We start from the raw sequence: 22,106 nt of genomic DNA, 5'->3' as shown, positions 1-22,106 counted from the left end.
TCAAGATGGGATAAAGACGTTGACCGGGAAATCCCCCAGTGCGGTGTTGACCATCAACTCCCCTTGGGGTGTGACTGTTGTGTGTGTAAAAAGTCCCTTCAGTTTTCCATCCTCCACGGCGAACGGTAGCGAAACGCGGGTATCGCCCCAGTTCGAAGCGGTCACCCAGGGTTCGGTACCGTTGCCCAGCAGGCCGGCGGCATGGATCGGTACCACCACGATGGCCCGCTGTTGCTCGTGCTCACGCATGAAGGCCAGGACCCGGTCCGCGTGTTCGCCGGTCACCGGTAATGGCTGGTAGCTGCCCTGGCGGAACAACTCCGGGTATTCGGCCCGCAACGCCAGCGTCCTGGCGATCAGGGCCTGCTTGACCCGGCCATCGCGCCAGTCGCGTATCAGCTCGGCAGGCGGGCTGTCGGCCTCTAGTGCCCGACGGCGCGCATCGAAGTCCACCGGGCGGCGGTTGTCCGGATCCACCAGGCTGAAATCCCAGAACTCGGCGCCTTGGTACAGATCCGGTACGCCGGGTACTGTCATGCGCAACAGTGTCTGCGCCAGACTGTTGAGGGCGCCCGCCGGAGCGATGGCCTGGACAGCCTCGGCGATGGCGCTGCGCAGCGGCAGTCCTTCATCGCCCAGCAGCAGTCGTTCCAGGAACATCTGGGTCGCCTGTTCATAGGCGTCGTTGACGGCCGCCCAGCTGCTTTGCAGCTTGGCTTCACGCAACGCCTTGCGCTGCCACTGCCACAAGCGTTCGTTGTAGTCCGAGAGTGCCTTGTGATCGTTGAGATCGAGGTCCAGTGGCCAGCTCCCGAGCAACGCCTGGTACATGATCAGCTCATCGCCGGCCGAGGGCGCAGCGGGATCGCTGTGCAGCGACGGGGAGAGAATCCGCCATTGCTCGACGCAGGCGGTGTACCAGTCAGCGCGTTCGCTGAGCACCGCCAGCCGTGCCCGGGTGTCTTCGCCACGCTTGTGGTCGTGGGTGGCTGTCGTGATCAGGTTATCGGGAAAATGCGCCTGCCGTTCCAGGCAAGCCTCATGGAATTCCTGCGACGGAGCACTGAAACGTTCGGTGTTGTAGCCCACGTCATTGCGCGACAGCAGGACCGCCGAGCGATACAGGGCGGTATCCTCCACGGCCTTGGCGGCAGCGGGCGAGGTCAGTTGCTGGAAGCGCACACAGGCATGGCGCAGGCGTTTGCGCTGGCTCCCTCGTGGACGTTGCCGCCAGGCCATTCCACCGAGCCAGTCGGCCAGGCAGTCGAGCACCGGCCAGTCGGCTTCGCTGAGGGTTTGCCTCGCGCCTTCCAGGGCCTGACGGAAAAATCCCTCGTCTTTCGCGCTTCGCCCCAAAGGGCTGATGTAGGTGCGGTACACCGGGAAATGCACGATGAGTTCTTGCAACGCCCGACGAATCGCCCCGAGGGTCAGGTCGCGGGTCATCACGTCGTCCCGGGCGACTTGCAGCAAGGCCTGGGCGACGCTCTCGAAGTCCCCGGCCAGGGAACCGTTGAGAATCTGCTGGCGGGCCAGGCGGGCTTCTTCGATGAAGTGCGCCGGTCGTTCGCTGTGGCGGCTCCAGAACTCGGCGAGGGGCGCGGCACCGCTCGGATCATGCTGCAGCAGCGAAATCTGATTCATGAATTCGTAGCCGGTGCTGCCATCGATGTTCCAGTCCCGGCGCAACGTCTCGCCATCGCCGAGGATTTTCTCGACGAAGATCGGTAGGTGCCGCGACGGCGACAGCCCATCGACACGCCTGCGCAATTTGCGACAGTAACCGCGAGGGTCGGCCAGGCCGTCGATGTGATCGATCCGCAATCCGTCCACCAGCCCTTCTTCGATCAACTCGAAAATCTTCGCGTGGGTCGCTTCGAACACCGCCGGGCGTTCGACCCGCAAGCCACCCAGCTCGTTGACATCGAAAAACCGCCGCCAGTTGATGTCATCCGCCGCCGTGCGCCAACTGGCGAGGCGATAGCTCTGGCGTTCCAGCAATTCATGCAGGCGCTGGAAACCCTCGGGTTCCTCGGAGTCGTAACGGCGCAGGTTGCCTTCGATGGCGCTCAGGATTTGCCCCTGCGTAGCCAATTCGCTCAATTCCTGCTGGAGCGGGCGGGCGAGGGTATGGGCGTCGGTCTGGTAGTTCAGCGTGGTGAAGCGCTCCGCCAGGGCCTTGAGGGGTTCGGCCTGTTGGGCTGGCAAGTCGTCGGCGGGTCTGAGCAGTTCGCCATACTGCATCGGGCAGATGGGAAAGTGATGCTCGTAATGCTCGACGTAGAAGCGGCCCAAGCCAGGATCGAAGCGCAGCTTCAGCGTTCCTTCCTGCAACGCGACGCCGTAGTCGCTGCCCAGGAATGGCAGCAGCAACTGGCCTTCCATCAGCGGATCGGGAGAGTGCCACTGGATATCGAAGAACTCGCCATAGGGGCTCAAGCGCCCCCATTCCAACAGGTCCAGCCACCAGGGGTTATCGTTACCGCCGACCGCCATGTGATTGGAGACGATGTCTAGGATCAGGCCCATCCGATGCTCGTGCAAGGTTGCCACCAGGCGCTTGAGCGCGGCTTCGCCCCCCAACTCGGGGTTGACCAGGGTCGGGTCGACTACGTCGTAGCCGTGCATCGAGCCGGCCCGGGCCTTGAGCAGGGGCGAGGCATACACGTGGCTGATGCCCAGCGAGGCGAAGTACGGCACCAGCGGTACAGCATCGTCCAGGGTGAAGCCTTTATGGAACTGCAGGCGCAAGGTGGCCCGCAGGGGTTGGGTCGACGTCTGTTTCATTGGTCACGCTCGTTCGCCTGAAGCCTCGCGCAGGCGAGTATTTCCAGACGCCGCGCGGCGTCCGGGCCATCCAGCAGCGCCTGGCTCTCGCCGGGCAGGCGCCTGCGCCAGTTGGGGTGAGTGTCGGTGGTGCCGGGCAGATTGGCCTGCTCGTCGATGCCCAGGGCGTCTTCGAGTGGCAGCAGTACCAATGGTGCGCGGGTATGGCCAAGGAAGCGCACGCTGGCGTCCAGCACCTGATCGGTCTCGCGATGCTCTTCGCGAAAGTTCTGCGGGTCCTGGTTCAGCACGTCCCGCAGGCCCTCGCGCTCACGCTCGCGATGCCGGCGCCAGTCCATTTCGGTATGGGAGTCGATCAGGTCCAGGCGGGCGTTCCAGTCGATGTCATGACCGTGCCACCAACCATTGAGGGTTGGCAGGTCATGGGTGCTGGTGGTCGCCAAGGCGTTGTCCGGCCAATCGAGAATGGGCTTGAAGCGGGTGTTGTCCTGTTCGAACAACAGCACCCGCATGCCCAGTATCGAGCGGGCGCTGAGCTTCTCCCGCAGACCGTCGGGCACGGTGCCGAGGTCTTCGCCGAGCACGATGGCCTGATGGCGATGGGATTCGAGGGCCAGCAGGCGCAGCAAATCGTCCACCGGATAATAGAGATAGGCACCATCGGAGGGCGGCGCGTCGTTGGGGATCACCCACAGCCGTTGCAGGCCCATGACGTGATCGATGCGCAAGCCGCCGGCATGGGCAAAGTTGGCCCGCAGCATTTCGATGAAGGCGCGAAAGCCGTTGCGCACCAGGCCTTCCGGCGAAAACGCCGAGATGCCCCAGCCCTGGCCGGAACGATTGAGGATGTCTGGTGGTGCGCCTACGGTCAGCGAGGCCAGCAATTCATCCTGGCGGCTCCAGGCCTGGCTGCCGGCGCCGTCGGCACCCACCGCCAGGTCGGCGATCAGGCCGATGCCCATGCCGCTGGATCTGGCGGCGCTCTGGGCCCGTTCCAGGCATCGGGCAATCAGCCATTGGCAAAACGCGTAGTAGCCGATTTCGTCGGCGTTTTCCTCGGCGAAACGTGCCAGCGCCGCACTGCGCGGATTGCGCCACTCTTCAGGCCACTGGCGCCAGTCGAGGCTTTCGCCACGGGCGGCGCGTTCCGCTTGCAGGGCCTCGAAACGGCAGTGGTTCTCCAGGGCTTCGCCGCTGGTGTGGCGGAAGCTGCTGAAGTCTTCATGCAACGGATGCTCGCCCTGGCTGAAGCCGTCGTACAGGGCGCGGAGGATTTTCTGCTTGGCCTCGGCCGCCACCGGCCAGTCCACCAAGGGCTGTTCTTCAAGGTGGCGCAGTTGATTGACCAGGCCCGTGGCGTCGATCGCCGTGCGCAAGGCCCGCTCCCCCAGGATCGCGCCCGGCGCGGCATACAGGCTGTTGAGGAACAGCCGGCTCGAGGGCGAGTAGGGGCTGTAGCGACCGGTGTCGCTGCTGAACATCGCGTGTATCGGGCTGATAGCCAGGGCATCGGCACCGCGCTCGCCGGCCACCCGTGCCAGTTCTTCCAACGCCTGGGTATCGCCAAAGCCGCCATCGCCGGGGCGGCGCAGCGCATACAGCTGTGCGCTCAAGCCCCAGGCCCTGGGCGTCGGGTCGTCGACGGCCTCGGCCACGCTGTAGCAGCGGGCGGGCGCGACGGCCAGGGTGAAATGCTGGTCCTCGATGCGGACCTGCTGGTAGCCCACCGGGACCATCCCCGGCAGCTTCGCATCGGCGTCGAGCTTCAGGTTCAGCGTCGCGCCGTCCTCGAGCTGGATCTCGCAGGGTACCGAGCCTTCGAAATAGCGGCTCAGGTCGATGCTGGCGCCGACGTCGGCGGTGATCAAGGGGGGCAGACGATGATTCTGTTGCTCTTCCTGCAATTGCAAAAGACTGGCGTCGATTTCCTGAGCACTGCCGGCCGGATGGCCCAGGCCCGTCAGGACCGAGCGCAATACCGCCGGCGAGACTTTCTGGGCCCGGCCATTCGCATCGATCCAGTCCACCGCCAGGCCCGCCCGGCCGGCGAGGATTTCCAGTTGCGCATCGCTCATGGGCGCTCTCCAGTAATGTTGGGCAACGTTGCCGCTTGCGTCAGAGTGACCAGCGCGCTGTAGGGCGCAAGAGCACCCTGTTCCAACAGACCCATGGCTTGCTGCGGATGTTCGAAAAGAATGCGCGCTTGCTCCGGGGCGCTGTGTTCAACCGGCTGTTCGCTGAGGTTCAGGTCGATGCGCAGCACGCTGCCGTCCTCCATCCGCCAGCGTGCACTGATCGCGCCGTGGCCCAGCACGTCGGCCCCCAATGCCTGAATCGCGGGCAGGCGCGGGACGATTTCTTCGCGACGGATTTTCAGCAACTGACGGTACAGCGCCTCGCTGGCTTGCTGCTCCGGCCCACGGGACTCCAGATTCGGTCGCGAGGCGTCGAACGTGGCGGCCGCGTTGGGATCGGGAATCCGCTTGCGTTTCTCGGGGTCGGCAAAGGCACTGAAAGCCTTGAACTCGTTACGCCGGCCCTCGCGCACCAGCTCTGCCAGTTCACCGTGGTGGCTGGTAAAAAACAGGAACGGCTGTTCGGCCAGCACTTCGTCGCCCATGAACAGCAACGGAATCATCGGGCTCAACAGAAGAAGCACCGTCGCCGCCTGCAGAGCCTGTGGCGGAGTCAACTGGTGCAGGCGCTCGCCCAGGGCTCGGTTGCCGATCTGGTCGTGATTCTGCAGGAACAGTACGAACGCGTTGGCGGGCAAATGACCGCTGGGTTCGCCCCGGGGCTCGCCATGGCGGTTGAGGTGGCCCTGGAACACGAAACCCTGGCTGAGGCAGCGTGCCAGTTTTTCCGTGGGCTGTTCGGCGTAGTCGGCGTAATAGGCGTCGGTTTCCCCGGTGAGCAACACATGCAGGGCGTTGTGGCCGTCGTCGTTCCACTGGGCGTCGTAACCCTGCTCGAGCAGGCTCGCCTGGTTGTGTTCGTTCTCCACGGTCAGCCAGACATGCCGCGCCGGGTCGACCTGTTGACGCACCCTGGTGGCCAGCTCCTGGAGAAAATCCGGGTCTTCAATCGCGTGCACGGCATCCAGGCGCAGGCCGTCGAAGCGGTATTCCAGCAACCACATGAGCGCATTGTCGATGAAGAAGTCCCGCACTTCGCGGCGACGGAAATCGATGGCCGCGCCCCAGGGCGTGTGCTTGTCTTCGCGAAAGAAGCCTTTGGCGTAGCGGTGCAGGTAATTGCCATCGGGGCCGAAGTGGTTGTAGACCACATCCAGGATCACCGCGAGACCGTGACCGTGGGCGCTGTCGATCAGGTGCTTGAGCTGCTCCGGCGTGCCATAGGAGGCCTGGGGCGCATAGGGCAGGACGCCGTCGTAGCCCCAGTTGCGATCACCGGGGAACTGCGCCAGGGGCATCAGTTCGATGGCGGTGACACCCAGCCCGGCCAGGCGTGCCAGTTGCTGCTCGACCCCTTCGAAACCGCCGAGGGTGCCGACATGTAATTCGTAGATCACTGCTTCGTACCAGGGGCGGCCGGACCATTGGGTGTGGCGCCATTGATAAGCGTGGGGATCGACCACCACGCTGGGGCGGTCGATGTCTCCGGCCTGGGCACGGGAAGCGGGATCGGGGACTTCCAATTCTCCGTCGATGTTGTAGCGATAGCGGGTGCCGGCGGGGCAGCGGGTCTGGATCATGAACCAGCCGTTGGCTTGGGGCAGCAGCGGTATTGATTCGCCAGTGTCGAGTTCGACACTGACGTAAAACGCATCCGGGGCCCACAGGGCGAAGCGAGTGTGCTCGGCATCAAGCAGGGTCGCGCCGTGGGTCCAGGTGTCAGGCGTCCTTGACGGCATCGATCACCTCATTGTCTGGCCGATTTACCCAGGGATTGAGCCACCAGTTGTTCGTAGAGTTCGGCGTAGGGTTCGACCGCCTTGCTCCAGTTGAAAGGTGCCGACATCGCCCGGCAGCGCATGGCGTTGAGCAGTTCGGGGAAAGCGAAGACCTTGAAGGCCCGGCTCAGTGCCTGCTTGTAGCTGTCCACGGTGGACTCGGCGAACAGAAAACCGGTGATGCCGTCTTCGATGGTGTCCGCCAGGCCGCCGGTATTGCGCGCCACCGGCAGCGAGCCGAAGCGTTGGGCATACATCTGGCTCAAGCCGCAGGGTTCATAGCGCGATGGCATCAGCAGGAAGTCACTGCCGGCGAACATCCGCCGCGCATCGGTTTCGTTGAAGCCGATGCGCACGCCGATGCGACCGGGGAAACGCAGCGCCAGCTCGCGCATGGCCTGTTCTTCTTCCGGTTCGCCACGGCCGATGATGGCGATCTGGCCGCCGGACTCGACGATGAATTCGGCCACGGCTTCGGTCAGGTCCAGGCCTTTCTGGTACACCAGGCGCGATACCACGGCGAATAACGGGCCCTTGGACTCATCGAGGCCGAACAGTTCGCGCACGTGGTCGGCGTTCACCGCCTTGCCCTCCCAGTCGCCGATGGCGAATTTGCGGAACAGGTGCGTGTCGGTGGCCGAATCCCAGCTTTCGTCGATGCCGTTGGGAATCCCGCTGAGCAAGCCTTGTTGGGTCTTGGCCGCGAGGAAACCATCGAGCCCGCAGCCGAACGCCGGAGTGGTGATTTCCTGGGCATAGGTGGCGCTGACCGTGGTGATGTGGCTGGAATAGGCCATGCCAGCCTTGAGGAACGACAGCTTGCCGTAGAACTCCATGCCTTCCTGCTGCAGCGCATGCTCGGGAATGCCCAGCTCAGGGCAGGAAGCCAGGCTGACGACGCCCTGGTACGCCAGGTTATGGATGGTGAACAGGGTCGGGGTGCGTTGTCCGCGCCAGTGCATGTAGGCGGGCGCCAGCCCGGCCGGCCAGTCATGGGCGTGGACCAGATCGGGGCACCAGTGGATCTGTGCCAGGTTGGCGGCAATGTCCGCCGCGGCCAGGCCCAGGCGCGCGAAGCGGATGTGATTGTCCGGCCAGTCGCGACCATTGTTGGCGCCGTAGGGCGAACCTTCCCGGGCAAACAGTTCGGGGCAGATCAGCACGTAGATCACCAGGCCGTCAGCCATGTCCATGCGTCCGATCTTGCAGGGTGGCAGCGCCGCATGGCCGCCGAGCTCGCCAACGATGTGGATCGGATTGCCGCTGTTCATCACCTGCGGATAACCGGGAATCAGCACCCGGACATCATGCAGACCGGCCATCGCCCGGGGCAGGGCGGACGAGACGTCGCCCAGGCCGCCGGTCTTCACCAGATCGGCGATTTCCGAGGTGACGAACAGGACTTTCTTGCGGTTGGGGTTCTGGCGGACGACGGGGAGCAGTGCCTTGCCTCCGGTGGACAGCACCGGTGCCGTCGGCGATTCGGCCGCCGGCGGTAGTTGTGAACGGACTTGCTGGGGTTCCAAGGCAGCACTGATCATAAGTATCTCCTGTATCTCGATCTGTTTCCGGCACGCGCCAGAGCTGTTGTTTCATTGGCCGAATCCTGCGGCCAGGCGCACAAGCGCTACGCAAGGAGAGCAAAGCGCTGCCCAATGCGGCGAAGCGAATCAGGTAATGGGGCTGTGCAAGGACTGCACCAGCCGCTGTTGCCCTACCTCTAACCTGACCCGTCGCCGTTGCGAAAAGTTTCGACTTTTTTTCGTCGGGATGACCGGTCGGTTTCCCCCCCGGATCGGCAGTCTAGGTCAGAACCTAGAGCGGTGCGGTGCGCTTCGTCGATTTGTCGGACAATCACGTTTTTTGTCGGCAATGTCTTACACGACGACGGGAGATACGCGCCGACGAAGTGCACATGCCTGAAACAAAAATGCGGTAGGGGGCAGGGGCGGTTTTATCCGCGTGCGCGATCGGGTGACTTGATGCACCATCGGAGTGCGGGGGAAATAGAGGCGTTTTGATGGCTCTGCCGATCAAAGAAATACTGAGTTTTTGTGGGAGCGAGCTTGCTCGCGAGGGCGTCAATACAGTCAACATCTTCATCGACTGGCCCACCGCTATCGCGAGCAGGCTCGCTCCCACAGGAGATGTGCAGTGGCTTCGGATCTGCTATCGCAAGAGAGCCCATGTGGGAGCGAGCCTGCTCGCGATGACAATCTGTCAGCCGGTCGAGGTCAGCAAGCGGATCGGTGCCCCGGCGGCCCAGGCTTGCAGATCTTCGATCATCTGCCCATAGAACTGCCTGTAGTTCTGCCCGCTGACATAGCCCACATGCGGCGTCGCCAGTACGTTATCCAGCGTTCGGAACGGGTGATCGACAGGCAAGGGCTCCTGGGCGAATACATCCAGGGCGGCGCCGGCCAGGCGTTTGTGGCGGAGAGCATCGATCAGCGCGTTTTCATCGACGATCGGCCCCCGTGCGGTGTTGACCAGCAGCGCCTCGGGCTTCATCCACGCCAGCGCCTGGGCGTCCACCAGGCCTCGGGTACGCTCACCCAGCACCAGATGGACCGAGAGAATGTCCGCCTGCTCGAACAACTGCTGTTTGCTCACGTAGGTCACGCCCGCCTCGGCGGCCTGTTCGGCGGTGAGGTTCTGGCTCCAGGCGATCACCCGCATGCCGAACACCAGGCCGAACTGCGCCACTCGTTTGCCGATGCTGCCCAGGCCGAGGATGGCCAGGGTCTTGCCGTGCAAGTCTCCGCCGAGTCCTTGCTGCCACAGGCCCGCACGCAGGGCATTGGCTTCCTGGACAAGGTTGCGGCTCAAGGCCATTACCAGCGCCCAGGTCAGTTCGGGGGCGGCATGCTTGTAGCTTTCGGTACCGCACACCTGGATGCCCAGCTCGGCAGCGGTCTTGAGGTCGAGAGCGGCATTGCGCATGCCGCCGGTGAGCAGCAGCTTGAGCTTCGGCAGGCGGCGCAGCAGGCCTGCGTCGAATGAGGTGCGTTCGCGCATCACGCAAATCACCTCGAAGGGTGCCAGACGTTCGGCGAGGGTGTCGGGGTCGGCAGGGTAGTCATGCAGGAACGTGACCTGGCCGATGCTGTCCAGGGCCGACCAGTCCACCACGTCTCGCGCCACACCTTGCCAATCGTCGATGACCGCTATTTGCACCGCCATGAAGCACCTCGTCAGGGAATGGGTTTGTTCAGCCAGTTCAGCAACGCTTCATGGAAGCGGTCCGGCTCCTCCATTTGCGGAGCGTGCCCCAGATGAGGGAACTCCACCAGGGTCGAGCGCGGGATGAGTTGGGCGGCCTGCTTGCCCAGCACCTCGTAGCGGCCGAGCCTGGCTTTCACTGCCGGTGGGGCGATGTCGCTGCCGATGGCCGTGGTATCGGCAGTGCCGATCAGCAACAGGGTCGGCATCTTCAGGTCCTTGAACTCGTAGTAGACCGGCTGGGTGAAGATCATGTCGTAGATCAGCGCGGAATTCCACGCGACCTGGGTGTGGCCGGGCCCTTTGTTCAAGCCGGCGAGCATCTCCACCCAGCGTTCGAATTCCGGTTTCCAGCGGCCGCCATAATAAGTCGTGCGCTCGTAATTGCGGATACCGTCGGCGTTGAGCTTCAACTCCCGCTCGTACCATTGATCCACGGTGCGGTAGGGCACGCCAAGGGCCTTCCAATCTTCCAGGCCGATAGGGTTGACCATCGCCAGGCGCTCTACCTGATCGGGAAACTGCAACGCATAACGGGTGGCGAGCATACCGCCGGTGGAGTGTCCCAGGATGACAGCTTTCTGTACGCCGAGGGCCTTGAGCAGCGCCTGGGTGTTGGTCGCCAATTGTTGGAAGCTGTACTGATAGTGGTCTGGTTTGCTGGACGTGCAGAAGCCGATCTGGTCCGCCGCAATCACCCGGTAACCGGCCTCGCTGAGGGTCTTGATCGAGTCGCCCCAGGTGGCGGCGCAGAAGTTCTTGCCGTGCATCAGCACGATGCTGCGGCCATTGACCTTGCCCTGGGCCGGTACGTCCATGTAGCCCATTTGCAGGGACTTGCCCTGGGACTGGAAGGCGAAGTGCTTGAGGGTATAGGGGTATTCGAAACCCTGGAGTTCCGGCCCGTAGGCCGGCCCTTGCACAGGGCTTTCGGCATGGGCGGCCAGCGGCAGGGCGGCGGAAAGGAACAGGCTGGATAACCAGCGAAGGGTGGGGCGCGGCATGGTCGATCTCCTTGTGGCAGCCGGCCGATCCTGGAACGGTCCGGTTATGGCGACATTAACCACAGGCAATCGACAGGCTGGAATGTTCAACCCACCCAGGAAAATACGCCCATGACGGGCGCGGTGCCCGTCAGTGGGCCGGGTAATCCGCCACCACGGTCTGCGTCCCGTCTTTTTTCAGGCCGATCACCTGGTAGGCATCGCTCATGCCGTCCATTTCCATGCCGGGCGAACCCATGGGCATGCCCGGCGCGGCCACGCCGAGCAAATCATCACGCTGGCTCAACGCCCGTACCTGATCGGCTGGGACGTGGCCCTCGACGAATTTGCCGTTGATCTCGGCGGTATGGCAGGAACGCATGTTGGGCGCCACGCCCAGGCGTTCCTTGACCGAACTCATATCGGTTTCCACATGATCGTTGACCTTGAAGCCGTTCTCTTGCAGATGAGCAATCCATTTCTTGCAGCAGCCGCAGTTGGCATCGCGGTGCACATCGATGGTGGTCGGTGTGGCCGCCTGGGCCAGGGTGGTGACGAACAGGGCGCTCAGGGCGAGCAGGTGCAGGGGATTGGCCATGGAAGCAGTCTCGTGTGGAGCGGGTTGGCGGGAGGATACCAGAGTAGCGGTTGTGAGCTGACGGGGTGCTGAGGGGCAGATGACAGAATTGTCAGGTGGATGGCATGAATAGTCGCCGCCGCTCGCAAGCTCGCCCACTGAAGATCCAGTGTGGGAGCGAGCCTGCTCGCGATAGCGGTTTGATATTCGACATCAATGCAAGCTGACCCACCGCCATCGCGAGCAGGCTCGCTCCCACAGGGGAGTGCTCCCATGAGCCCTTCAGAGCTGCATGGGAGTAACCGTTCTCAGCGAAGCTTGAACCGCCCCATGATTGCATTCACCCGACTGTTGGCTTCCAGCAGTTGCCGGGTGTTGTTTTCGCTGGCCAGTCCGCCTTCCACCAGTTCCTCCACCATGTGGCGGATCTGCACCATGCTGCGGTTGATTTCTTCGGTCACGGCGCTCTGTTGTTCGGCGGCGGTGGCGATCTGAGTGCTCAGGCTGTTGATCTGGCCGACGGAGCCGGCCATTTCATCCAGGCCGCTGTTGACCCGGGAGGTCGCGTCGGCAGCCGACTGGCAACTGGCCTGGGTATTTTCCATCGCCGAAACCGACGAACTCACGCCTTGGGTCAGGCGGGTCAGCATTTCGTTGATTTCCGAAGTACTGGCCTGGGTGCGGGCGGCGAGGGCACGTACCTCGTCGGCCACCACTGCAAACCCGCGGCCTTGTTCGCCGGCCCGGGCGGCTTCGATGGCGGCGTTGAGCGCCAGCAGGTTGGTCTGTCCGGCGATGGCGCCGATCACGCCGAGGATCTCGGTGATGCGTTGCGCATCCTGCTGCATGCTCTCGACCTTGCGGGTGGCGCTGGCAACTTCATCGATCAACGCCACCACGCTGTTGGAGGCTTCACCCACCACCACGCGAGAGCGGTCGGCATGTTCGTTGGCGCGCTGGGTGAACGCGGCCGTTTCGGCGGCGTTATTGGCCACGCTCTCGGCCGTGGAGCTCATCTGGGTAATGGCGGTCACGGTCTGGTCGGTTTCCGAGGCGTGGCGCATCAGGATTTCGCTGGTATGGGCCGACGTCCGTTGCAGGTTGTCCAGGCTCGATGCCATGGCACCGGTGGCCTGGGTCACTTCACTGATCATGTCCTGCAGGTAAACGATGAAGCGGTTGACCGAGTGGCCAATCGCCCCCAGCTCATCCTCGGCGCGGATGGTGATGCGTCGGGTCAGGTCGGCATCGCCGGTGGACAGCGCATCGATGTTGCCCTTGAGCACTTTCATGCGACCGGTCAACTGGCGGATTGCGTACAACTGCATCAGCACCAGCAGGATGACCATCGGGATCTGCAGCAGGCTGAGGGTGTTCAGCACGTCATCGCGCTGGGCGGTGATCAGGCGGGTTGGCAAGGCGGTGGCGAGGAACCAGGGCGTGCCTTCGATGGGGCGCATGAAGAACGTACTGGCTTCGCCCTTGTTGTCGAACTCGACCCGCTGCAACGGCTGGTCGCGCTGAGCCAGGCCTGCCTTGACCTGAGCGGCGAACGGCGAAGTGGCTGCCAGTTCGCTGATGTTCTTCAGCACGATCGGACCGCTGATACGCGAGCTGTTGCTGATGATCTTGCCGTCGCCTTCGACAATCAGCATTTCGGCGTTCAGGTCGGCTTCCTTGCGCGCCACCAGGTCATTGAAGAAGCCCAGGGTCACGTCGATGGTGGAGACGCCATAAGGCACGCCGTTTTTCTGGATGGCCATGGCGCAGTTGGTGCGCGGTTCGGCGCTGGCGTCATCTTTATAGGCGGCGGCCCAGGCGCATTTGCCGGGCGGGGTGGCCATGCCGCCCTTGTGCCAAGGCTGCTCGTAATAGTTCGGCGCGGCGTCGCTGTTCCAGAACGTATTGACTACCAGTTTGCCGGAGCCGTCGCGATGCCAGAACGTGCTGAACTTGTTGCGTCCTTCGGCGCGCTGGTTGGGCAGCGGCCAGATCCCGCCGCCGAAGACTTTCGGTTCGCCATATTGATCCACCAGGCCCGGGAGCACCTTGTCGATGGCATCGCTGTCGAGCAACGGAATGGTCTGGGTAATGCTGCGTTGCTGGGCCTGCACTTTGTTCAGCTCGCCCTGGATCTGCTCCGCGACTTCGCCGATGCGATTGAGCGCCACTTGCTCTTCGGTCTGGCGCAGCTTGGGCGCGACCAGGTAGCTGATGCCCACGACGGTGAGGATGGACAACACCAGGATGAACAAGATCAGGAACAGCGTGTAGCGAGCCTGAATGGTGCGGAATGAGGGCATTGGACGGTTCCTTGCTCGAAGGCATCTTTCGGGACGGTAGACATGTCTGTATCGGCTCCTGGTCGTTGCCCTTGAATGTCCCATGCCTGGCGAGGGGTACCGTTCGTCGCCAATATTGCCCTGTCACGCTGCCGTGCTGGCCTGCGCGCCTCTCCAGTTCTGCGTATGGCGCTGCAGCTCATCGTGCAGTCGTTGCATCGGCGCTGCCTGCAAGTCCAATTGGCGAGCCAGCGCGCCACGGTGGAACAGCGCCTGCCAGTGCAGCTCGCCTTCGGTGGGCATCATGCCGGTAAAAATGAATCCGGCAGCCATCAGCCGTCGGTAATCCTCGGGGAACTGTCGGTGCAGTCCGAGTCGTACCGCGATCGACCAGTGGGCCGGCAAGCGTTGCAGTTGCCTGGCCAGATGCCGGCTCATGTGTCCGGCTACTACGTCGATACGTCCGGGCAACGTACTGATCTGCAATGGCTGCATCGAAGTGGGTGCGGGGTCGAACGTGGTGCCAAATTGTGCAGTCAAGGGCGCCATCAGCCATTGGCACGGGGCAGGCCATTGCACGTGCGGCAAGGGCCGGTGATGGTCGCCCATCGTCTGGCAGCCGACCACGATGGTCTCGGTCTGGGCCGGGGCGAACGGCGAGGGTACATGGTCGGGCATCAGCCCTGTGTCATGGAAACCGAGTCGTTGTGCCAGCCGCTGGCTGTAGGGGTGGCTGGTGACCTGTTTGATGGACAGCCTGACGAGGCCGAGATCTGCACAGCGGTCCAACAGTTGCCGGCCGAGGCGGGTAGCGATCTGACTGCCTTGCAGCGCCGGATCCACGGCCACCAGCGCCAGCTCGGCATCCACCCGGTTTGCCGCAGGTCGGCACAACGCAGCGTGGCCAACCACCTGTCCGTCCATCACGGCGACCATGGAAAACCAGTGTCGATGCTGGTGGTGCTGGCAGATCATATGGGGCACGTAGACGTCCGGCGCAACGTAGTGGTCGCCATACACCCGGCGAAACAGTTCGCTGATTCCGATGGCGTCGGCGGGCCTGAACATCCTGATGATCAAGGCACTCATCTGGCGTGCCTCGCTACCATCGGGCCATAGCCCCGACGATCGACGATCTGCAGGTGTTTGCCGGAACGGGGGTGACGCTCCAGGTCCTGCGCCTGGCAGGCCTGGACATGCAGAACGAGTTGATCGATGCCCGGATGCTGCTGGATCAGGGCGAGTTCCAGCGCCTGGGACAGCGACCCGCAGATGCTCGACGGCTTCTCGGGCACCCATTTGAGTACTACACGGTCATTGTTTTCGACAGGCTCGATGATCAGTTGCCATTGAAGTTCGCCGCCGAGGCTGTGGATGATCTCGCTGATCCGTTGCGGGAACAGCGAAACCACGCCAACCCGTACCCGCTGGCTCTGTGCGCTACGTCCCGCCAGTTCGAACTTGCGTCGTGGAGTGCCGACGGGCTCCCGCCAGCAGGCCCGGTCCCCCACGGGATAGCGCACCATGGGCATCAGGGTTCGGGTGAAGTTGGTCACCACCAGGTTGCCGGGGCGGTCACAGGCCTCGATCACCTCGCCGCTCACTTCATCGACGATCTCCAGCCGCGTCTGTTCGTCGAATACGCGATGCTCGCCGAGCAGGCAATCAGCGGCGCTGGCCCCCACCAGTCCGGCGTCCACGCTGGCATAACCGATGGACGCGAAGCGTGCCTGGGGAAAGGCTTGCCTCAACATCGGAAGTTGACGCTCGAACAGATGCTCCCCGCCGAACAGCACGGCGGTGATGCCGGGCAGCGTCCGGCCCTGCCGACCCAGATGGCTGGCGATGGCCAGCAGATGAGCCGGTACACCCGCCAGGACATTGATGCGGTGTGCCGTGACGGCATCGGCCAGCACATCGGGATCGATCGACCCGGTGAAAGGGAACTCGGCTATCGGCAGGTCAACCTGGCAAAGGGCACCATGAATGAACAGGAAACTCGCATACAGGTCCCCCGAGAAGAACAGATTGGCAATCCGATCGCCTGTTTCAAGCTGGGCGGACAGGCTGCCGGCGAAGCTATCGAGCATCCGCTGCCATTCCCCATGGGTGTACACCGACAGCTTTCCCTGGCTGGTGGTGCCGCCGGTTTTATAGATCAGTGCGTCCGTGACGGGACCCGTCAATACCTCCCAGGTATCCAGGTCATGGCTGCCGCTCCAATAATCGTTGGCGTCGACAATCGGCAGGTCCTCGAAAGTGCAGCCTTGCGCGGGTAAATGCTGCCAGTGTTTCTGGTAATACTTGGAATGCAGGCGCACATGGGCAAGCCATTGTTCGAATGGGAAGGAAGGGCTCATCAGGGGTTCTCGGGCTATGAAGATCGCTGGGTAGGGCACGGGCGAAGGGCTGTCAGCCGGGGCTTCGGCCATCGATCACCAGCGGGACTTTGCCGCTGTGCTTGTTATGTTCGAAACATTCGGGTGTACAGCGCTGGACTTCCAGTACCAGCAGCGCGGCATCGACGGATGCACACAACGGTTGCAGGGCCAGGACCCTGCGCCGTACCGTTTCGGCGTCGCCATCGGCGCGGATCAACATGCGCTCGCAGCCGCTGCCGTGGTGATCGAGGACGATTTGAATGGCTACCTGGGCCAGTTCGGCCAGCTCCTGGCTATTGATGGATTCCGTGGCGACGCGCAGCACCCGGCCGTGGCGCTGGCGCAGTTCGAACCTGGGCGACTCCAGGCCACAAGGGCAGGGCCCCGGCAACCAGCGCCCGCAATCGCCGACGTCGTAGCGCTGTAGGGGCTGCGCCTGGCGCTGTCGGGAAGTGAACAACATGCGCCCGGTTTCCCCAGGCGTGACTGGAGCATCGCGATCCAGCTCGATGATCTCCAGATGTTGAATGGCGTCCATCAGATGAAACACGCCGTCGTCGCTGGCGGCGCAGGCATGGCCGAGCGGGCCTGCGTCCACGCTGCCGTACAGGGCCGAGCGAATGCGTGTGACGCCGCAAGCCAGGAACAATTGTCGAGTGGCTTGTCCCAGGTGCTCGCCGCCCAACAGGATTTTGCGCACACCGCCGTAGTCTTGAAGAAGGCTTTTCTGGCTGGAAAACAGACGGTGCAGTGTGCTCGGCATGCCGATCAACGTATTGATGCCATGGGCGACGATCATCCGGGCGATTTCGTCGAATGAATCGTCTGCCGGTGCGCCCATGGGGTAATGCACGACGTTCATCTGTTCGAGTATTTTCGAGAAGCTGAAAAAGCCGCCATAGAGGTTGCCGCCATAGAACAGGTTCATCACCCGGTCGTGCGCCGGGTCAAGGCCGGCCGCACGCAGGCCGTCAGCGGCAGCACGCATGTGGCGATCGAAATCGCGGTGGCTGTAGCACGACAGCACGGGCGCACCGCTGCTGCCACCGGAACGGAAGAACAGTTGCGCCTGGGGGACGATGGGAAGGGCCATGAAATCGGCCTTGTCCATGATCGGCGTTGAAGGACTCATTGTTATCGGCGCTGGAGGGGTGTCCAGGGTGACACGATGACTTGCGACGTGGGGCTCAAGACCAACCGACACTCGCCTGCTCAAGCGTTGCAGTGCGTAGACGCCGTCGTGGGGCTCTCCGGCGTAGCCCTGTTGAACCTCACGGGTTGCCGAGACGCGGGACACACCGGCAACCAGCAGGCGACGGCTCAGCCCTGGTGCCTGCTCCGGTTCACAGATGAGTGCGCAACTCTGCAAGACGTTCCGCCAGGGCAACAGTGTCTCGGTCAGCCACGCTTGAGGGACGGGCCGCAGCAACAGCGTGCGGAACAGCGGCGACGGCGACAGGTCGCGGTGATGTTCCCAGAGGATGCGCCAGCCATCACCGGCCCAGACCTGGCCTGCATGTCCCGCGAAGCTGTGGTCCAGTCGGGCGAGTGCCGTTCGGGTAGTGATCTCGCAGGCTTCGGCCGTGGTGAGCGTCAGTGCCGGCCAGCGTCCGGCCCGTCGCTCGAATGCAGCGGCCAGGGCGTTACCCACGTGTTCCATCACGCCGGGCTGGTCAGTGTCGACCAGCAGCCATTGCGGGCTGGAGCAGGCTTGCTGGTCGAGGCTGCAGATTTCATCCACCAGGTCATCCAGTGCCTGGGGGGTGGCGGCGGGAGGGGTGATATAGGCAAAGCTGACGCGATGGCCCCAGTCGATCCAGCGGCACCCGCTCGGGACCTGCTCGCGCAAGGCCTTGAGGGCCGTCTCGCCGCCCCAGGCGCTGACACCTTGTGCCAGGGCGAAGAGACGCCGGCTGTCGTGGTGGGGAACCGGCAGCACCGCCAGGTAATCGCTGAGCCGGCCGCTGCTGTCGCAGGCCAGAAACGCCGCCAGCAGGCGCGCCGTCAATGTCCCATCTTGTGTGCTTGGGCGTATCCAGTTGATGTTGCCCGCCAGCAGGCTTTCCAGGGCCGCGCAGAACGCCAGCAATGGCGCATTGCTCGGCGTGACGTGTACCACCAGGCCCAAGGGCTGCCAGCTTTCAAAAGGGCCGTCGCTGTAGTCGATGCGCCGCAGCGAGCGAGGATCGGGACCCAGCTCCCGCGCCAGTTTCAAGCTCAGTTGCTCGCGTCCGCAGAATGCGATCAGTGCCTGGCGTTGGTCCTCGTCGAGGAAGGCTTCCCGTCCGGCACGCAGCGCTTGGGCGAACGCCTCGGCGCAGTCGAGCACGCTGTCGCTCAAGGGCGCCGAGGCCAGGAGGGCGGGCAGTTGCGCTTGCAGGCGTTCGAGGGCCTGGTCGAGTGTCAGGCTCGCGTGCAGTTGGCCGTTGATGAGATACATATCAATGCTCCTTGATCAGTTCAGCGGCCGCCATGGCGCAGCTTCGGCTGGGGCTGGTGCCGGCACGGCCATGCAATTCGAACCACTGGGTGTTCGAACCGCATTCACAGTTGGCGGGGTGCAGGGTCGCCAGGTCGCTCATCACCACGGCGTGGGCGGGGCTGGAGGAGATATAGGGTGATACGAACGACAGCAATCCAGCTTCGCCGAACGGCTGCACGGCGAAATTCGAGGGGTGACGGATGAAGACTTGCGAATAGACCGGTACATGAAACCGATGCCGGGCACATTCGATGTAGGGCACGGCGTGCTCGACGGCACCATAACCGTCGCGGCACCGATGGGCCTCGACGCCCAGTTGCCGGGTAATGCGCTCATAGACCTGATGGCGGGGTATTTCCTGGGCAGCCTGTTTCTTCCAGCCGCCGCCCAGGAACACCAGGGAATCAGGCGCGAGCGTCAGGTCCGGGATGCGGCTTTCGCGCATGCGTTCGAGTACGTGCCAGAGCAGCGCCGGAAAGCCGAAGATCCTCACCGGAAGACCTTGTTCGGCGAATGCCTGCAAGGCGCGGATGACGCCGAAAACGTCGAATTCATGACCGTTGCCGGTGTGCCGCAAGGCATAGGTCAGGCTATTGACAGGAGCGAAGCGACACAGGAACTGATCGGTATAGGCCGTACCGAGGCGATTGTCCGGTTCGGGTTCATGGCTGAGCAACAGGTAGTTGCAGGGCGTGTCCGGCGTGGACCAACCGTAATGATCGAAGATGCGCGCCACCATTGCCTGGGCCGCGGCCATGCTGCGCTCGTCATAGCGCATGCGGCTTTTCTGGCCGCCGGTACCGGAGGACGTGAGTTCCAAGGCCTCCTCGCCCGTCGGGCTGATCAGCAAGCGTTGCTTGAAATAGTTGGCGTAGATGGGCGGCAGGCGCGACCAGTCCGTCAGGTGTTCCAGGTCCTCGACGGCGAGCCCGTTGGCGTTGAGCCAGTCTTCGTAGCCGGGTGTGTGGTGGCTATGGAACAGGCTGATCTCGGCCATGGCCCGATCGAACAGTCCGGAAGGGATCGACTCGGGGCTATAGGGCTGGGGCAATGCACACAGCGCATCGGCGTGGGGAAAATGAATCATCGGATAACTTTCCTAGGAAACGGAGCAACTCAAACGTGTGCGACCGGTCGCGACCTGAACAGGCACAACGCAACAGGACAACTGAGCCCGGCGACGCCGGCCATCAAGGCAAAGGATTCCAGGCTGTTGCCGGCGCCCAGTAACGCCAACAGCGAACCGGCAGCGCTCATCACGGCGATGGAGATCATCCCGACCATGGCCGAGACCAACCCTTTGCTGTCGTCGCTGGCAAACAACGCCAGTCGATACAGCGCCGCATTGCCCAGGCCGAGGCCGAGGGCATAGAGCGAAAGACCGCCAACCAGCGCGGGCAGGGAAAGGGTGAACCGACTGGCGATGACCAGGGCGAGCAGACCGGCGCACAGGGGCCAGAGGCTGTAACGAAGCACGCCGCGCACGCCGATCCGTTCCACCAGGGCATTGAGCAGGAGATTGCCGAGGATCACCGCGGCGAACACCGGGATCTGCCAGAGCCCGTATACCAGTGGAGTAACGCCCTGTCCCTGTATCAGCAGCAGGGGCGACAGGCCGATCCAGGCGATCAGCGGCAGGCTCATCAGCCCCAGCGCGACGCTGGCCGCCATGAATCGGGGATGGCCGAGCAAGGCGCCATAGCGCTTGATCAGTGCACGCAGCTCGAAAGGAACGGGTGGCGGCTGCTGGCTGCCTGGCCTCGGGTGGCGGGGCATGCATCCCCAGAGCGCCAGCCAGCTTACTGCGCCAAGGCCGGCCAGGAGCAGAAACAGCTCGCGCCAGGACAGCCATTGCAGCAGCAACCCACCCAGCAGCGGGCCCAGCAAGGGCGACAAGAGGGCCAGGTTGCCCAACAGCGCCATGATTTTCACGGCATCCGACTCGTTGAACATATCTTGTATGGCGGGATAGCTGACAGCGATCACGAAGCCCAGGCCCATTCCCTGGATCAGGCGCAGGCCGTTGAACCCCTGCATGTGGCCGACCTGGGCGGTCGCCGCACAAGCCAGCACGAACCCGGCGCAACCGGCCAACATGAATGGCCGACGTCCATGGCGATCCGACAACGGCCCGATCAACCAGGGCAGCAGGACACCACCCAGCAGGTAGAGGTTGAATGCATAGGGAATCTGATCCGCAGTGGCCCCGAGTTCTTCGGTGACGGCAAGCATCGCGGGCATGACCAGGTCGCTGGCCATGTAAGTCAGTAATTCAAAGAGCGCGATAGCCAGACAAAAACCTGTCAATCGTTTTGGCGAGAAAGTGGTCAGCAAGTTTGGCATTCCCAACGTTTATTTCGAGTAAAGAGGTGAGCGCCTCTTATTCGAGAATACGTGGGGGGCGATAAGGCTTGAAAGACGGAGTTCCCCGGTGTTGACGGAGGAAATGTGCTTCGCGGACGTAGGAAAATGTCCGCAGAGGCGGACATTTATTTCCTATCTAAGTCAGTTAGTTACTGATAGATAAGTAGGAAGGATCGCAGCAGCGGTTTGCTCGCTACAGGCGCTTCAACAGCGAAACAGGGGAAAGGCCCTAGCGGTGCTGGTCGAAACCAGACCCCCCAGGATGTCCTGGTCCTTCCCCATGCCCGTGGCCAGGAGGAAAAAAGAGACAGCCGCTGAGCGACAGAATCGATAACGGCGGCAGCAGCAGTGACATGTGACGAAACATAAATAAAATCCTCATGGCTGAACACCGTGGTTGCGCGACGGCGCTCCTTCGGCTGTACCATGGGACCCCGTTGGCTGCCGCTTGTCCCTGGAACCGGGTAGGCACTTGGCAAGCGAACGGATACAGAACGGATACATTCAGGAATTGGCAATGACTCATTCGCAACGTTTGAAATACTCGATTCTGATTATCCTCGTGGTCCTGGCAATCATGCTGGGACTGTCGTGGATGCAGAACAAAGGCATGATCAGCGAGCAGCTGTTTCAATACATCGCCATTGCCGTGGCGGTGATCGTGGTGGTGATCAACGGTGTGATGCGGCGCAAGGTCAAGCCCTAGTTCGTTTACTCGAATTAACCGTTCATTCCCCGGCCGCGAGCACGGCCATGGCCCGGGGGTGCAGGCTGTAGCTCTTATCGGGATTGAGCGTCACCAGACCCTCGCTGCACAGGCGCTTCAAGACCTCACGAACGCTGAGAAAGGACAAGGGAATGTCCAGCGCCAACAGCTGGCTGTGTACGCCCCGTGCGCCCAGGCAGCTGTTCTCCACGGTAGACGTGAGCAATATGTCGATGATCTTGAGGCGAATCAGGCTGGTCCTGAGCCCGAAGCTCTTGAGCAGGCGCCTGATGTGATCGTTGTTGCCTCGTTCCGTCGCTTTGGCGGGCACGTCATTCGGGGTCGTCATCGCGACGCCGCTCGAAGCCGGCTTATTCTCCATAGGCAGTTGCGCGTTCTGCATGCAAAA

Annotated in this window: 15 protein-coding genes; 1 reads left to right on the top strand and 14 read right to left on the bottom strand. The window is 63.0% G+C overall.

The window, feature by feature from the left end; all coding sequences use genetic code 11:
* The 13 genes from N005_RS00970 to N005_RS00910 form a co-directional block, all read right to left on the bottom strand.
* Positions 1-2,787, bottom strand: a complete 2,787-nt coding sequence (locus N005_RS00970) for a malto-oligosyltrehalose synthase (RefSeq protein ID WP_047698586.1) — start codon at positions 2,785-2,787, stop codon at positions 1-3.
* Positions 2,784-4,862 carry a 4-alpha-glucanotransferase gene (gene malQ, locus N005_RS00965; RefSeq protein ID WP_047698584.1) on the bottom strand — a complete coding sequence of 693 codons (2,079 nt, stop codon included), beginning with the start codon at positions 4,860-4,862 and terminating at the stop codon, positions 2,784-2,786. Before malQ ends, N005_RS00970 begins: the two co-directional genes overlap by 4 nt.
* Positions 4,859-6,661, bottom strand: coding sequence for a malto-oligosyltrehalose trehalohydrolase (gene treZ, locus N005_RS00960; RefSeq protein WP_047698582.1), 1,803 nt, complete (start codon positions 6,659-6,661; stop codon positions 4,859-4,861). Before treZ ends, malQ begins: the two co-directional genes overlap by 4 nt.
* Before the next feature lie 8 nt (positions 6,662-6,669).
* Complete coding sequence (gene glgA / locus N005_RS00955; RefSeq protein ID WP_047698580.1) at positions 6,670-8,241, bottom strand: glycogen synthase GlgA; 1,572 nt, start codon at positions 8,239-8,241, stop codon at positions 6,670-6,672.
* A 679-nt stretch (positions 8,242-8,920) separates the two neighbouring features.
* Entirely contained in the window at positions 8,921-9,883 is a 963-nt protein-coding gene (locus tag N005_RS00950) for a D-2-hydroxyacid dehydrogenase family protein (RefSeq protein WP_047698578.1), read from the bottom strand.
* An 11-nt stretch (positions 9,884-9,894) separates the two neighbouring features.
* Entirely contained in the window at positions 9,895-10,926 is a 1,032-nt protein-coding gene (locus N005_RS00945) for an alpha/beta fold hydrolase (RefSeq protein ID WP_047698576.1), read from the bottom strand.
* 130 nt (positions 10,927-11,056) lie between these two features.
* Entirely contained in the window at positions 11,057-11,503 is a 447-nt protein-coding gene (locus N005_RS00940; RefSeq protein WP_047698574.1) for a DUF411 domain-containing protein, read from the bottom strand.
* A 287-nt stretch (positions 11,504-11,790) separates the two neighbouring features.
* On the bottom strand, positions 11,791-13,785 hold the full coding sequence (locus N005_RS00935; protein ID WP_047698573.1) for a methyl-accepting chemotaxis protein: 1,995 nt from the start codon (positions 13,783-13,785) through the stop codon (positions 11,791-11,793).
* A gap of 123 nt (positions 13,786-13,908) precedes the next feature.
* Positions 13,909-14,853, bottom strand: coding sequence for a GNAT family N-acetyltransferase (locus tag N005_RS00930; protein ID WP_047698571.1), 945 nt, complete (start codon positions 14,851-14,853; stop codon positions 13,909-13,911).
* The gene (locus N005_RS00925; RefSeq protein ID WP_047698835.1) at positions 14,850-16,124 is read right to left on the bottom strand and encodes a phenylacetate--CoA ligase family protein; all 1,275 of its coding nucleotides are present in this window, start codon (positions 16,122-16,124) and stop codon (positions 14,850-14,852) included. The genes N005_RS00930 and N005_RS00925 overlap by 4 nt, the downstream gene beginning before the upstream one ends.
* Positions 16,125-16,176: 52 nt before the next feature.
* The gene (locus tag N005_RS00920; RefSeq protein ID WP_047698569.1) at positions 16,177-18,585 is read right to left on the bottom strand and encodes an acyl-CoA reductase; all 2,409 of its coding nucleotides are present in this window, start codon (positions 18,583-18,585) and stop codon (positions 16,177-16,179) included.
* 1 nt (position 18,586) lies between these two features.
* Positions 18,587-19,714, bottom strand: a complete 1,128-nt coding sequence (locus tag N005_RS00915) for a LuxE/PaaK family acyltransferase (RefSeq protein WP_047698567.1) — start codon at positions 19,712-19,714, stop codon at positions 18,587-18,589.
* Between the two features lie 29 nt (positions 19,715-19,743).
* Positions 19,744-20,970 (bottom strand): MdfA family multidrug efflux MFS transporter, encoded by a 1,227-nt coding sequence (locus N005_RS00910; protein ID WP_047698565.1) that lies wholly within the window; start codon positions 20,968-20,970, stop codon positions 19,744-19,746.
* 538 nt (positions 20,971-21,508) lie between these two features.
* On the opposite strand from N005_RS00910, the gene N005_RS00905 reads away from it, so the two are divergent.
* Positions 21,509-21,697: a hypothetical protein gene (locus tag N005_RS00905; protein WP_047698563.1), complete on the top strand. Its 189-nt coding sequence runs from the start codon at positions 21,509-21,511 to the stop codon at positions 21,695-21,697.
* A 22-nt stretch (positions 21,698-21,719) separates the two neighbouring features.
* Here the strand turns inward: N005_RS00905 and N005_RS00900 are convergent, their stop codons facing one another.
* Positions 21,720-22,100: a fe2+ zn2+ uptake regulation protein gene (locus N005_RS00900; RefSeq protein WP_047698561.1), complete on the bottom strand. Its 381-nt coding sequence runs from the start codon at positions 22,098-22,100 to the stop codon at positions 21,720-21,722.
* Positions 22,101-22,106 lie beyond the last annotated feature (6 nt).

The sequence above is a fragment of the Pseudomonas mediterranea CFBP 5447 genome (genome assembly GCF_000774145.1).
Classification (GTDB): Bacteria; Pseudomonadota; Gammaproteobacteria; order Pseudomonadales; family Pseudomonadaceae; genus Aquipseudomonas; species Aquipseudomonas mediterranea.
Note: the sequence above shows the minus strand (reverse complement) of the source record. Positions and strands in the feature narration are given on the sequence as shown.